Origin of the sequence: Meiothermus sp. (assembly GCF_037443965.1) — a bacterium.
Lineage (GTDB): Bacteria > Deinococcota > Deinococci > Deinococcales > Thermaceae > Meiothermus.
This window is the reverse complement of the sequence record NZ_JBBINI010000013.1, coordinates 31,668-46,165: the sequence shown is the minus strand read 5'-3', so window position 1 is coordinate 46,165 and position 14,498 is coordinate 31,668. Positions and strand designations below refer to the sequence as shown.

The window sequence follows — 14,498 nt, the reverse complement described above, 5'->3', positions numbered from 1 at the left end:
AATGCCTACAGCCTACAGCCCAACGATTCGGTTTTACGCTTCGCGTCCAGGCTGCTCGGGGCGCACACCTGGGCGGCGGGGGCCACCTACGGGCGCTTGTTCGGCCTCGCGGCGGGCCTCCTCGAGGCGCTTGAGGGTCTTCTGGTCGACTACCTGGGTATCACGCACAAAGTCCGACCCCGTACCGGCGGGAATCAACTTACCCAGGATCACGTTTTCCTTGAGACCAATTAGCTCGTCCAGCTTGCCGGCGACAGCGGCTTCGGTCAAGACATGGGTGGTGTGCTGGAAGCTCGCCGCCGAGAGCCAGCTCTTGGTTGAGAGAGCGCTCTTAGTCACCCCCATCAGCATGGGTTTCCAACTGGCGGGGGTCTTGTCCTCCGCCATTAGGGCTTCGTTGGCCGATTCCACATCCCACTTCTCGATGACCTGGCCCTCCAAGTAGCGGCTGTCGCCCGAGTCGGTAATTTCGACGTACTTGAGCATCTGCCGCACGATGGTCTCGATGTGCTTATCGTGCAGCTTCACGCCCTGGGCGCGGTAGACGCGCTGGATTTCGTCGGTCAAGTAGCGCTCCACGGCTTCGGGGCCTTTGGCTTCCAGCAGTTGGTGGGGGTCAATGGCGCCGCGGGTGAGGGGCTGCCCCGCCTCCACGGTCTCGCCTTCCTTGACGGTGATACGGGCCTCCTTGGGCACCTTGTATTCCTTGGAGAACCCCTCGCTGCTCACAAAGATACTGGTCTTATCTTCGTGCTCTTCGATGTGAATGCTGCTGTCAATCTCGGCGATGACCGCCTTAACCTTGGGCCGGCGAGCCTCAAAGAGCTCGATCACACGGGGCAAACCCTGGGTGATGTCGGTTCCGGAAGCGACCCCGCCAGTGTGGAAGGTACGCATCGTGAGCTGTGTACCAGGCTCACCGATGGACTCGGCAGCCACCACGCCGACGCTCTCGCCAATCGAGACCAGCTTGGCCGCCGAGAGATCCCAGCCGTAGCAATGCTGGCAGACCCCATAACGGGTACGGCAGGTCAGGGGCGAGCGCACCGGAACCTCCTCGATCAGGCGCTCTTCGGCGGCCTTGACGATCAGGTTCACTTCCTCCTGGGTAAGTTGGTGGCCCTCTGTGAAGGTTTTACCTTTGATCTCAAATTCGCGGGCTACCGTGCGGCCATACAGCCCCGACTCGATATCGCTCTTTTTGCGCAACCGCTTGTTGCGGAAGGCTTCGTCGAATTGCAGCAAGGGCACCGAGATGTAGTCGGGCGTCCCACAGTCCAGCTCCCGCACGATCACCTCGTGGGCCACGTCGTGCAGCTTGCGGGTCAGGTAGCCCGAGTCGGCAGTGCGCAGCGCGGTGTCGGCCCCACCCTTGCGGGCCCCGTGGGTCGAGATAAAGTATTCCAGTACCGTTAGACCCTCGCGGAAGGAGGCTTTTACCGGTACGGGGTAGGTTTCACCCGAAGGCTTGGCCATCAGGCCGCGCATCCCGGAGATCTGGCGGATCTGCTGGGGGTTACCGCGAGCCCCCGACTGGCTCATCACGTAGAGCGGGTTAAAGGGGTAGTTTTCCTCGAAGTTCTTGAAGACTGCCCCGGTCACTTTTTCGGTGGTCTGGCTCCAGAGCTGTAGAATCTGCTGGAAGCGCTCTTCATCGGTCATTAAGCCCAGTTCGAAGGCCTGCTCGATCTGGGCCAGCTTGGCATCGGCCTCCTGCAGGAACTGCTTCTTTTCTACCGGAATGACCGCATCGTCAATCCCGATGGTAATGCCCGAGGTGGTGGAGAGCACAAAGCCGTAGTACTTGAGCGCGTCCAGCAGGTTGGCGGTCTTTTCCACCCCCAGCACTAGGAAGCTCTTATAGACCAGGTCTTTGAGGGAGTTCTTTTCCTGGGCCACCTCGAGGTTGACCAGCTCTTCTGCAGCCGCCGCATCCTCTACAGCCTCGCTGACGATGCGCAAGAAGAGCATCCGTCCGGGCGAGGTTTCCAGCAGCTTGTTGCCCAGGCGCACCGTGACCACGTCCTGGTGGTCTACGACCCCGCTCTGCACCGCCAGCAAGGCTTCATCCACACTGCTGAAGACGTATTTAAGACGACCCACACTGGTTTCTTTGCCAGCGACCTTGATCTTAGCGTTGAGGGCCAACTTACCTTGGTCATAGGCTTTTAGCGCATCTTCAATGGTTTTGAACTCACTGCCCTGGCCCTTTTTCTCACGGCGGAGCTGGGTGATGTAATACAAGCCCAGGATGATGTCGCGGGAAGGCTTGGCCACCGGCTCACCCGAGGCCGGCGAGAGGATGTTGTGGGCCGAAAGCATCTGGATGCGGGCCTCGGCCTGAGCATAGCTGGACAAGGGCACGTGCACGGCCATCTGATCGCCATCGAAGTCGGCGTTGAAGGCCTCGCAGACCAGCGGATGCAGCTGGATGCTCTGCCCCTCCACCAAGACCGGCTGGAAGGCCTGAATGCCCAGGCGGTGCAGGGTGGGGGCGCGGTTCAGGAGCACCACCTTGCCGTGGATGACCTCCTCCAGGGCGTCCCAGACCTCGTCTTTGATGTCGCGGGAGCGCTCCAGCATTTTGCGGGCGCTCTTGACGTTGTTGGCAATGCCCTTCTCCTCCATTTTCTTGAGCAGGAAGGGCTTGAAGAGCTCCAGGGCCATGCGCTTGGGCAGACCGCACTGGTGCAGCTTGAGCTGCGGCCCCACCACGATTACCGAACGGCCCGAGTAGTCCACGCGCTTGCCCAGCAGGTTCTGGCGGAAGCGGCCCTGCTTGCCCGAGAGGATGTCGGTCAGGGAGCGCAGGGCCCGGTCGGAGCCGGGGTTGGTGACCGGCGTACCCCGGCGCCCGTTGTCCAGCAGGGCATCCACAGCTTCTTGGAGCATCCGCTTCTCGTTGCGGATAATCATCTCGGGGGCACCCTGCGAGAGTAGCTTGCGCAGACGGTTGTTGCGGTTGATCAGGCGGCGATAGAGGTCGTTGAGGTCGGAGGTGGCAAAACGACCCCCGTCTACCTGCACCATCGGGCGCAAGTCGGGCGGCAGTACGGGCACGGCCTCCAGCACCATCCACTCGGGGCGGTTGCCGGAGTCGCGGAACGAGCGCACCACTTCCAGACGCTTGCGCGCCTTGGCCCTTCTAGCCCGGCTGGGATGCTTCATCTCCTCGACCAGCTCGGCCTCGAGCACGCTCAGGTCAATATCCTTGAGCAGCTCCTGAATGGCCTGGGCACCCATCTTGGCATCAATATCGTAGGACTCGATGACCCGTACCGCCATGCGGATAAAGTCGACTTCTACCCGGCCATAGATTTCCGAGGTGATCCTACCGCCATCGGCTAGAGCATCGCCTGGTGATACCCGGTCGCCGTTGGTTACGTCCACATCATCTTCGAAAGGGTATAGCTTGGCCTTCATCACCACGATGGAGGCGGGCTCGTGCAGGTGCACCACCCCGTCGGCCTCGGCAATCACCTCTTCTTCAGGCTCGATGGCACCCACCAGCTTGTCGCCCTTACGCACGCTCGTACCCTCGGAGGCTAACACGTGCATATGCGGCTGGAGGGGGTAGTCGGCCACGCGGGAGCGCTCGAGGGTAAAGCTGAGGTGAACTTCCTTCTTCGCGGTTTCGGCCTCGAGCTTCTCCGCCTTAAGGCCTTTGGGCATTCTGAGTTGGCCCTTGCCCTGGGCCAATACGTCGCCACCGCCCACCAACTCACCTTGCCCCACCTTGAGGTGCATCCCGGCAGGAATCAGGTAGATGGCGCTCACCGCGCTCGTCTCGGGGTCGAGGATTTTGACCAGGGCTCCGTCCCCCACTTCCTCCACATCCACCACCCCGGCATCCTCACAGGTGATCTGATAGGAGGCCTCGAGCTCGGCGATGGGCTCACCTGGCTTGTACTTATCCTGCTCAATCCAGGCGGACTTGGGCAGGGTCAGGCTGGCCCGCTCCTTGTCAGCGTACTCCACCCGGATACGGCGAGGAAACCGAAAGAGCACCAGCCCGTCCATCTTGCTCACCACGCCAGGGGCTAACTCCTGGCCTTTTTTGACCTCGTCTCCATCTTTGACAAAGGTCTCTACTCCGGCTGGAATGGCGTAGGTCTCCTGTTTACCAAAACGCAGTTCGCGGTATTCGTCGTCGGTGAGGAGCTGGCGCTTCTGCACCGGCGTACCGCCCAGCATGGCCCCTCTGGGATCAATGGTGATGTACTTGGCAAAGTACAGCACTTGCTCGAGTTCCTGGGCCGAAAGATCTAGCAACGTACCGATCTTGGAGGGTACGTCCTTGACGTACCAGATATGTGCGGTGGGGGTAGCCAGCTCGACGTGGCCCATGCGGTAGCGGCGCACGATGCTCTTGGTTACCTCCACCCCACAACGCTCGCAGACCTTGCCCTCGAAGCGCTGGCGCTTGTACTTACCGCAGGCGCACTCGTAATCTTTTTGCGGCCCAAAGATGCGCTCATCAAAAAGCCCATCACGCTCGGGCTTAAGGGTGCGGTAGTTGATGGTCTCGGGTTTTTCGACCTCGCCGTAGCTCCAAGAACGAATCTTTTCGGGGGCGGCCAGGCCGATTCTTACTTTGCGAACTTCTCGTTTAATCATCGTTCACTCCGTGAACTTCTGTCTAAGGTCTTAGGTCAAAGGCAGGTTCCGTCATCCAGCTTGCGACCTGCGGCACTTAGCGCTTGCTGGCCAACCCCTCAAAGATATCCAGATTCCTTGCATTTTCGTCGTAGGTCTCCACATCCAGGCCCAGCGACTGCAATTCTTTCACCAGCACCCGGAAGCTCTCCGGCACGCTGGCCTCGGGCACATCGTCGCCCTTGACCACCGCTTCGTAGGCTGCGTTGCGCCCCTCAATATCGTCGGATTTGATGGTAAGGATTTCTTGTAGGGTATGAGCAGCACCATAGGCTTCAAGTGCCCACACTTCCATCTCACCGAAACGTTGACCCCCAAACTGGGCCTTGCCGCCCAGAGGCTGCTGGGTTATAAGCGAGTAAGGGCCGGTGGACCGCGCGTGCATCTTATCCTCCACCATGTGGTAGAGCTTCATGATGTACATCACACCCACCACGATAGGGCCTTCAATGGGCTCACCCGTGCGTCCATCGTAGAGCACACTCTTGCCTTGCTGGGCCACCTCACGCAGTTGCTCAGCAGGGTCTTTTTCACCATCTACGAGGCCGAGCTTCGCGGCACGGGCCAAGACCTCACGCTCGCGGTTATCAACCCCAAAACCTGCCTTGGTACGGGTTTGCCACTTCTTATCAAAGGCTTTTCCCAGCATCTCTTTGATTTCGTCCTCGGATATGCCGTCAAACACAGGGGTAACAAATTTGAGGTCGAGCTCGTAGCCTGCCAGGCCCAGGTGGGTCTCCAGAATCTGGCCCAGGTTCATACGGCTGGGCACGCCCAGCGGGTTGAGCACGATGTCCACCGGCGTACCATCAGGCATATGCGGCATATCCTCGGGTGGCAAAATTTTGGAGACCACGCCCTTGTTACCGTGGCGATTGGCCAGCTTATCGCCCACCTGAAGCTTGCGCTTCTGGGCCACATACACCCGCACCACCTCACGCACGCCCGGCTTGAGTTCCACCCCCGCGTCACCCCGGCGCAGGCGCAGGGTGCGCACCACGATGCCCCCTTCGCCGGGCGGCACCCGCAGCGAGGTATCCTTCACGTCCCGGGCCTTCTCACCGAAGATGCTGCGCAAAAGCCGCTCTTCGGGGGTGGGCTCGGTCTCGCCCTTGAAGCTGGTACGGCCCACCAGGATATCGCCCGCCTTAACCTCGGCCCCAATCCGCACCACGCCGTCCTCGTCGAGGTCGCGCAGGGCGGCCTCGGAAAGGTTGGGGATATCGCGGGTTACGCGCTCGGGACCAAGCTTAGTGTCGCGGGCCTCGATCTCGTAGCGCTCGATATGCACCGAGCTGTAGAAATCGCGGCGCAAAAGGTCTTCGGAGATAACAATGGCGTCTTCGTAGTTGTAGCCATCGAAGGGCATGATCGCCAAGAGCACATTCTGTCCCAAGGCTAGGCGCCCTTCATCGGAAGCGGGACCGTCGGCAAGGAGGTCTCCTTTCCTGACTTTCTGGCCCTTGGAGACTCGAGGACGCTGGTCGAGGGCTGTTCCCTGGTTGGAGCGGGTGAAGCGGCGCAGGTTAAACTCGTACAGGCCCTTGTCTTCGCCCCTGACCAGGATTTTAGAGCCGTCCACGTACTCCACCACCCCATCCACGTTCGAGTACAAGGAGGTAAGGGAGTCGCGCACCACCCGCTCTTCCACCCCGGTCATCACCACCGGGCTCTGGGCGCGCAGCAGCGGCACTGCCTGGGCCTGCATGTTGGAGCCCATCAGGGCACGGTTGGCGTCGTCGTGCTCGAGGAACGGCACCAGGTTGGTGTTGACCGAGAATATCTGCTTGGGCGATACATCCATGTACTCGACTTCTTCGGGGCGCATCACAATGGGATCGCCCTTCTTGCGCACCACAATCTGGTTGGTGTCGAAGTGTCCATCGGGTTTCAGGGGCGTATTGGCCTGGGCAATGGCGTAGCGGTCTTCTTCAGTGGCGGTCATGAACTCCACTTTGTCTGTGACCCTGCCCTTTTCCACCTTGCGATAGGGGGTAAGGATGAAGCCCAGGTCGTTGATCCGCCCAAAGGAAGCCAGCGAAGAGATCAGACCAATGTTGGCTCCCTCTGGGGTTTCGATGGGACAGATGCGGCCGTAGTGGGTTCGGTGCACATCACGAACGTCGAAGCCCGCGCGCTCACGGGTCAGACCACCCGGCCCTAGCGCCGAGATACGCCGTTTGTGGCGCAGCTCCGAGAGCGGATTGGTCTGGTCTTTGAACTGGCTAAGCTGGCTTCGGCCAAAAAACTCACGGATGGCTGCCACCAGCGGGCGGTTGTTGACCAGCTTGGCGGGCGTGGCGCTTTCGGGGGTACCCAGCAGCATGCGCTCGCGCACCCCTCGAGCCAAGCGCGAAAGTCCCACGCGGAACTGATCGGCCAGCAATTCGCCCACCGTGCGGATACGGCGGTTGCCTAGGTGGTCAATGTCATCGAAATCGTATTCCGGCTCACCACTTTGCAGAGCAAAAAGATATTTTAGAACCGGCAACAAGCCCTCGTCCTTAAACTCGCCGTTTTCAAACCTGATCAGCATCCGGCCCGAAAGCTGGATGCCCAGCTTCTGCTGGGCCTTATATTTGCCCGCCTCGCCCAGGTCGTAGCGGCGGGGGTCGGACAAGAGAGAGTGCAGGTAGGTGATGGCCTTATCCCGCTTGGGCGGGTCACCGGGGCGCAGTTCGGTGAAAAGCTTGAGGAGGGCCTCGTCCACCCCCATCTCGAGCGCCTTATTACCCCGGTATTGGGCCTCCAGCAGTCCCGGTAGCAGATCGGGGTAGTCTGCAAGCTCTTTGCTGAGGGTATCGGCGGTGAGGCCCAGCACCCTTAGGAGAAGGGCCAGCGGGAACTTCTTCTTGTTGACTTTCATCACCACCACACCGGACTGCTCGAACTCGAGGTCAATCCAGGGGCCGCGCTTGGGCAGGGGAATAACCGAGGCCACGTACTTGCCGGGGCGGGCCTGGTCGGCGGTGAAGTACACCCCTGGCGAGCGGTGAATCTGCGAAACGATCACCCGGTCGGCCCCGTTGACAATAAATGAGCCATCTTCCGTCATCAGGGGCAGATCACCCAGAAATACTTCGTCTTCTTTCAGGAGACCGGTGTCCTTGTGCACCAGCAATAGCTTGGCGTAAAGAGGAGCCTGGTAGGTCAGGTCCTTCTCACGGCACTCGTCCTGGTCGAAAGGTGGTTCGCCCAGGCGGTACTCGAGGAAGTCCAGCACCAGCCCCCGCCCCTTCTCCCCTTCTTCAATTGGGAAGGTTTCTTTGAAGGCAGCTTGCAAGCCAATGTTCTCCCGCTTTGAGGGGGGAACGTGGGCCTGTAGGGCTTTGGTGAAGGAATCTACCTGGATTTCTGTCAGGGGTGGGAGGGGAATTACTTCTGCAATCTTGCCGAACCGCTCTATCTTCATCGAACACCTCATAACCCGTGGGCATCCCGGTGATAGGACACCTCGATACCACTTGCCTAGGGTCGTTTTGGGGGTTTTCGTAAGCTAACAGGGTTCTTCCGCAGGTAGAAAAATCTCCTGCGGCGGCTGGCTCTTACGCTTTTTGTGGAACACACCTACGGTGCAGGCCACAAAACATAAAGTGTATGGTAACACACCTACACACGTAGAAGCAATATGCACCCTGAGTCTTCAAGCTGCTGAGAGAGAGTGTAGCACAAGGTGAGATGTTTGAGGAGAGCCCACCCCGAGCATAGCAGCCGATATGGGCAATACCGGTTCCGTTTGAATCCTTCACTTAAGATGAAGGATTCGAGCCGACCGAAGGGAGTAGGAGTGCATTCCGGCAGTATCGTTTAGGCTTTCAAAAGCGAATGATGCTGCCGGAATGCGTATTATCCGCTTTCGAGAACACAGAGTGCCTGCATTCGGCCAAACCACCGGAAGCTTCGCTCCCTGTCCCATCGCAGCAAACCATGTTTTTGCTGTTCGAGCGCCTACTCGCGCTTCCCGCTGGAACCCCAGGACGGGGGAAGATGGGGGAAATCGGTGGTAGGACTTTACCACTAAACAAAATCTGCCAGAATGCGCTCCACCTGATCGGTTTCGATCAGGAAAGCGTCGTGGCCATGGGGGCTGTGGATTTCTCGATAAAGCCCCTCACATAAAATGGCCATCTCGCGCACCTCCTGGGCGGTGTAGAGCACATCCGAATTGATGCCCACAAAAAGACTGGGAATCCCGCGCAGTTTACGCAAGGCTGCTTCGACCCCACCCCGCCCACGCCCCACATCGTGGGTGTCCATGGCCTCGGAGAGCACCAGGTAAGCGTTGGCATCGAAACGCCGGGCAAACTTCTCGCCCTGGTAGAACACATAGCTCTCCCCACGTTCGGGGTGCTGCTGCCAGCGGAGCCGGAACGAGTCGGGCGAGCGGAAGGAAAGCATGGCAATCGCCCGGCCCAATTGCAGACCCAAAGGCTGCTGGGTGTAGTGTCCTGCTTGGTAGCTGGGGTCGGCCAGGACAGCCTCGCGCGAAAGCCGGTTGAAGGCCCTGGCCCAGGGGCCATGCGCCGCCGGGGCCGCCAGCACCACCAGTTTGTGCACACGGTGGGGGTACAGCAAGGCAAACTCGAGCGCCACCATCCCCCCCAAGCTGCCTCCCAGCAGGGTGACTTTCTCGATGCCTAGAAAGTCGAGCAGCCGGGCCTGGGCGCGCGCCAGATCGCGCACGGTGACCTTGGGGAAGTCGGGGCCGTAAGGGCGCCCGGTCTCTGGGTTCAGCGAGAGCGGGCCGGTGGAGCCGTAACAACCGCCGATATGGTTGGCACAGATGACAAAGTGCTTATCGGTATCCAGCATGCGGCCCGGCCCCGCCAGCTCGTCCCACCAGCCATCCGGCCCAAAGGCCTGATCCAGCAGCGGCAGGCTGCCAAGGGTCTCGCGGGAATAGGTGCCGGCCAGGTGTGCCGAACCAGTCCAGGCATGAAAAACCAGCACGGCGTTGTTGCGGTCGAGGTTCAGGTTGCCATAGGTCTCGTAGCGCAGATGAAGCTCGGGCAGAGTGCCCCCGTACTCGAGGCGAAAGGCCTCCGCTACCCGCGCCTGGGCCGGGATGGGCGGCGGAACCCGTCCCCGGCTCTTGGGCGGTTTGATCAGCAGGGCCTCGTGATCGCCCCAGGCTTCTTGAATCAGAAAGTCGGTCATGGCGTCCCTCATATCGGTTGGACGGGTTGTGGTTGGGTGCACACCACACCTAGTAGCTCACAAAAGCCCATCTAATCCCCCCGGCTCAAGGTGCAACCACCGGCTGCGTCAGGGCTTGTTTGAGATCGGCCTTGAGGTCTTCTATGTTTTCCAGGCCCACACTCAGTCGAACCAGCTCGGGGCTTACCCCTGCCTGCGTCTGCTCCTCGGGCGAGAGCTGCGAGTGGGTGGTGGAAGCCGGGTGGATGGCCAGGGTGCGGGTATCGCCCACGTTGGCCAGGTGGGAGACCAGTTCCAGCCGGTTGATGAAGCGCTTGGCTGCCTCATAACCGGCCTTAAGGCCAAAGGTCAGCACCGAGCCCGGCTTGCCGTTGAAGTACTTCTGGGCCTTGGCGTGGCTGGGATGGTCGTCAAGGCCGGGGTAGTTCACCCAGGCCACCTCGTCCTGTTGGCGCAGCCAGTGGGCCAGGGCCAGGGTATTCTCGACGTGGCGCTCGGAACGCAGCGAGAGGGTCTCGAGGCCCAGCAGCAGCAAGAAGGCTTCGAAGGGCCCCAGGCACTGTCCCTGGTCGCGCAGGCCATCTACCCGGGCCTTGATGATGAAGGCCAGATTCCCCAGGGCTTTATGAAGCTCGAGGCCGTGGTAGCCGGGCTGGGGCTGGGTAATAAGCGGGTAGCGCCCGTTATCCCAGTCAAAATTACCCCCGTCCACAATCAAACCTGCAATGGCGGCCCCATGCCCGCCAATCCATTTGGTGCCCGAGTGGGTGACCACATGGGCCCCCCATTCAATGGGACGAAACAGGTAGCCTCCATGTCCAAAGGTGTTGTCCACAATCAGGGCAATTCCGCGTTCCTGGGCCGCCTGGGAAATGGCTTCAAAGTCGGGGATGTTGAGGGCCGGGTTGCCCAGCGATTCCAGGTACCAGAAGCGGGTTTTATCGTCGGTCAGACGGATGAAGTCGTCCACGCTCTCGGCGCTGTCGGTAAAGCGGCTTTGAATGCCCAGACGGGGCAGCGTAACCTTGAACTGGTTGATGCTTCCACCGTAGAGATTGGGGGTGGAAACGAAGTTATCGCCAGCCTGGGCAATGTTGGTGATAGCCAAAAACTGCGCCGCGTGGCCGGAACTGGTGGCCAGGGCCGCCACCCCGCCCTCGAGGGCCGCGATGCGCTTTTCCAACACGTCGGTGGTGGGGTTCATAATGCGGGTGTAAATGTTGCCGAACTCCTGCAACCCAAAGAGCCGGGCAGCGTGGTCGGCGTCCTTGAACTGATAGGACGTGGTGGCGTAAATCGGCACCTGCCGTGCACCGGTGGTGGGGTCGGGGCTGTAGCCTGCGTGCAGTTGAAGGGTCTCGAAACGGTGTTTTTGGGACATGTTGCGCTCCTACCGCAAGGGATTTGGGGCGTAGGGATCCCTGGCTTTGGCCAGCGATTTTCTCGGTAGGAGTTTTACATAGAAGCAAAACCCCCTACCAGGCGTTCTTTTATTGCTGGAAGGGGGTCGAGTTTGAACCAGTCCCTTCTCTTATCTTTCTCGACTGCCCAACTATGCCCAGTTTTGAACATTGTGTGCCTACAACGTTCAGCAGTCGAGTCGGAGTTAGCACCCTGCAAAAGAACTTCTGGTAATGGGCAGAAATACTTTTGTGGGTTGCTGCGGTTTCACAGGGCCGAATCCCTCCACCGCTCTGGATAAAAGAACTTTTTGATTGTGGCCACGCCCCGGCGCGGTTAGAGGTAAGTGTAGAGAGATGGGGAGAATCTGTCAACCCAGCGATTGGGTACACGAGGAGCTTCGCCTCCCGGCCCTTCGCAGCAAGCATTATTTTCCTGTTCAAAAGCCCGTTTGCGCTTCCCGGAGAATTCCCAGGATGCGGGAAAACAGTGTTAGGGCAATCACTCGAGGGCCGAGCGCGCGCTGGCTTCGCGGGCCTTGCGGCGATGGAGTTTATCCTGGTACATACGCTGGTCGGAGAGGCGCACCAGGTCGCCATCGGAGGTGGCTTCGGTAGGCATCGAAGCCATGCCGGTGCTGACGCTAGCGGTAGGGAATCCCTGGCCCTGGGTGTTGAAGATGGCCGCATCAATTCGGCTGAAGATCTCAGCCTGATGGCGTGCATCCACATAAGGCAAGATTGCGGCATATTCGTCGCCGCCGACGCGGTAGACCCGGCCTAGGTCAAAGAAACACTCCTGCAAGGACTGAGCAATAGTGCGCAGCAGGGCATCGCCACGTTCGTGGCCTTCGCTGTCATTGAGTTGTTTGAGGGTGTCCACATCCAGGGCCAGCACGCTGAGCGAGTAGCCTACCCGGTAAGCACGGGCCACTTCGCTCTCGAGGTCGGACTCGAAAGCACGGCGGTTGCCCAGACCCGTGAGCACATCGGTATGGGCCATGAGCTCCATGCGGCGGGCCAGAACCTGGGCTTCCCGGCGGGCCTGCTCGAGCTCACGGGTGCGCTCGGCCAGCAACTGCTCGAAGTTCTGCTTGAGTTGCTCGATTTCCTCATCGGCCCAGCCCAGTTGGGCTTTCTCGAGCTGTACCGAAAGCAAGAGGTCGGAGTCCAGGCGCTGCATGTGTTCCTCTACATCGGCCGTGACCTCGGCAAAAACCGCCAGACAGGCCTCCACCACCTTTGGGTCAAACTGCCTTCCACTCTGGCGTTTGATCTCTGCCAGAGCCTCCGCCACCGACCAGGCCCGCTTGTAGGGACGCTCATGGGTGAGGGCATCCAGCACATCTGCCACTGCCACAATCCGCCCGGACATGGGAATGTTCTCGCCTACCAAACCTCGTGGATAACCGCTGCCATCGAAGTGCTCATGATGGGACAGAGCAATTTCTTCGGCCAGGCGCAGGATTTTGGAACGACCCCCCGAGAGGATACGGGCCCCGATGCGGGTGTGGTCTTTCATCAAAGCGTACTCGCCTACCGTCAGGCGGTCGCGTTTGAGTAAAATGGTGTCTGGGATTCCAATTTTGCCCACGTCGTGCAAACGTGCAGCCAGCCGCAGGGTCTCGACCTCGTGCTGCGGCCAGCCCAGCTCTTTGGCAATCATGGCCGCGTTGCGGCCTACGCGGTAGGTGTGCTCGCCGGTAGCGTCGTCGCGGAACTCTGCAGCCAGGGCCAGGCGCGAGACAATTTCCAGTTGGGCGAACTCGAGCTCCTGGGTGCGCTGGAATACTTTGGCCTGGGCCTCCTCGCGGGCCTGACGCTCGAGCTCGGTCTTCAGGCGCAGGCTCTCGGCCTCGTTGCGCACCCGTTCGAGCTCGAGGTGGTTTATCAAGGTTTGGCGTTGGCGTTCGCTTTCCTCGCTGAAGACTTCGCGCTCGAGGCGATGGTACTCCTCCAGATGTTCGATAGCCTGCTCATACGCGCCGTTGGCCCGAAGTATCTGAGCTAGCAAACGGTGGGCCAGATAGGTGCTGCGTTTGCGTTCGGCCTGGCGCGAAAGTTCTAGGGCCTCCCAACCATAAATCCAGGCATCGGCCAGATTACCTAGCTTAATACTGGCCTCCCCCAAGCTGAGCAATGCGTCCAAAACTGTGGTGCGCCAACCCTTATGGCGAGCCAGTTCCAACACTTCCAATAGGGTCTGTACTGCTACCTGAGGCTCTCCCAGAGCCATCTGAGCCTTGGCGAGCCCCTCCAACGAGGTCGCCAGAACCCTCTCCAGCCCGAGTTCCTTGCTGGCCTCGGCCACCTTGAGGTGAAAATCCCTGGCCTTCAAATAGTCCTGGCGCTTAAAGGCCAGTTCCGCGATGAGTTGCAATACCTGTACCTCGATAAACCGCTCACGGGCATGGCGCGTCTCGGCTAGAGACATTTCGTAATACCTGCCGGCTTGATCGAAATCCCCCATCTCCATGTAGAGGTTGCCGATAGAAGCCAGATTGCCTGCCCGGTTGCGAGGGCTGTGCCCCTCGCCTTGATAAAACTGGTAGGCCTCTAGAAACGCCTCGAGAGCCTGGGGGTACTGCCCAAGCTCGGTGCGCAAGATGCCAATGTTGTTGAGAAAGCTGGCCTCGGAAACTTGATTATGGAGGGTGCGCACAATATTCAGCGCTCTGGTAAGCTTGTCGAGAGCCTGCGCGTACTCGGCCTTGGTGTGGTGAATGCCAGCTTGCTGATTAAGACAATCGGCCTCTGCCTCAGGTAAATTTGCCTGCTGGGCCAACTCGATGGCCTCTTCCAGATAGTTTGAGGCCAGACTCAGGTCACCCTGCTCACGCAGAATGGTGGCCGAGAGACGCAAAGCCTCGAGCCTGACTTCGGCTTCGCCGAGCTGGGCAGAAAGCTCGATGCCGGTTTGGGCGGCCTCGAGCGCCTCGCCTAGTTGCCCCAGCCGACGATGCGCTCTGGCTAGGCCAAAGCAGGCTTGAATTTCCAGGAAAAGCTGCTGGTGACTGTGGGCCTGGGCTCTGGCTTCCCGAGCAAGACGGACTGCTTCCTGGGGGGCTTTAGCTAGATGATGCTGGGACTCTGCAAGCAAAGACTCGATGGTTGCCAGCGCAGTCATCGAAACGGCGGTTATGGGATCGGTATCGCGCTGCACCACTCCAGCCTCTATCCTAAAGCCTCACCGACTCCATCAACGCTCAAAAAAACATTGGCTTGGAAAATTCGTTCCACACTCGTTTGGATCAGCACCTTTGCACTCCCGATGTTAGCTTACGA

At 59.9% G+C, this 14,498-nt stretch carries 5 protein-coding genes and 1 riboswitch; all 5 genes read right to left on the bottom strand.

Annotated elements, in window-relative coordinates:
- Positions 1-33 precede the first annotated feature (33 nt).
- The 5 genes from WKI89_RS08705 to WKI89_RS08685 all read right to left on the bottom strand — a co-directional run bounded on the left by WKI89_RS08705 (position 34) and on the right by WKI89_RS08685 (position 14,379).
- Positions 34-4,614 carry a DNA-directed RNA polymerase subunit beta' gene (locus tag WKI89_RS08705; protein ID WP_337868892.1) on the bottom strand — a complete coding sequence of 1,527 codons (4,581 nt, stop codon included), beginning with the start codon at positions 4,612-4,614 and terminating at the stop codon, positions 34-36.
- A 79-nt stretch (positions 4,615-4,693) separates the two neighbouring features.
- The gene (locus WKI89_RS08700; protein ID WP_337868826.1) at positions 4,694-8,068 is read right to left on the bottom strand and encodes a DNA-directed RNA polymerase subunit beta; all 3,375 of its coding nucleotides are present in this window, start codon (positions 8,066-8,068) and stop codon (positions 4,694-4,696) included.
- Positions 8,069-8,673: 605 nt separating this feature from the next.
- Positions 8,674-9,813 carry a homoserine O-acetyltransferase gene (gene metX, locus WKI89_RS08695; protein WP_337868825.1) on the bottom strand — a complete coding sequence of 380 codons (1,140 nt, stop codon included), beginning with the start codon at positions 9,811-9,813 and terminating at the stop codon, positions 8,674-8,676.
- 85 nt (positions 9,814-9,898) lie between these two features.
- Positions 9,899-11,194 carry a PLP-dependent transferase gene (locus tag WKI89_RS08690; RefSeq protein WP_337868823.1) on the bottom strand — a complete coding sequence of 432 codons (1,296 nt, stop codon included), beginning with the start codon at positions 11,192-11,194 and terminating at the stop codon, positions 9,899-9,901.
- A 147-nt stretch (positions 11,195-11,341) separates the two neighbouring features.
- A riboswitch (SAM riboswitch) is annotated at positions 11,342-11,518 on the bottom strand.
- Positions 11,519-11,715: 197 nt separating this feature from the next.
- Positions 11,716-14,379, bottom strand: a complete 2,664-nt coding sequence (locus tag WKI89_RS08685; RefSeq protein ID WP_337868822.1) for an HD domain-containing phosphohydrolase — start codon at positions 14,377-14,379, stop codon at positions 11,716-11,718.
- Between the last annotated feature and the right edge of the window lie 119 nt (positions 14,380-14,498).

Excerpts from the sequence above, each read along its gene's own strand:
- metX (WP_337868825.1), bottom strand. The coding sequence starts at position 9,813 with ATGACCGACTTTCTGATTCAAGAAGCCTGGGGCGATCACGAGGCCCTG.
- WKI89_RS08690 (WP_337868823.1), bottom strand. The coding sequence starts at position 11,194 with ATGTCCCAAAAACACCGTTTCGAGACCCTTCAACTGCACGCAGGCTAC.
- WKI89_RS08700 (WP_337868826.1), bottom strand. The coding sequence starts at position 8,068 with ATGAAGATAGAGCGGTTCGGCAAGATTGCAGAAGTAATTCCCCTCCCA.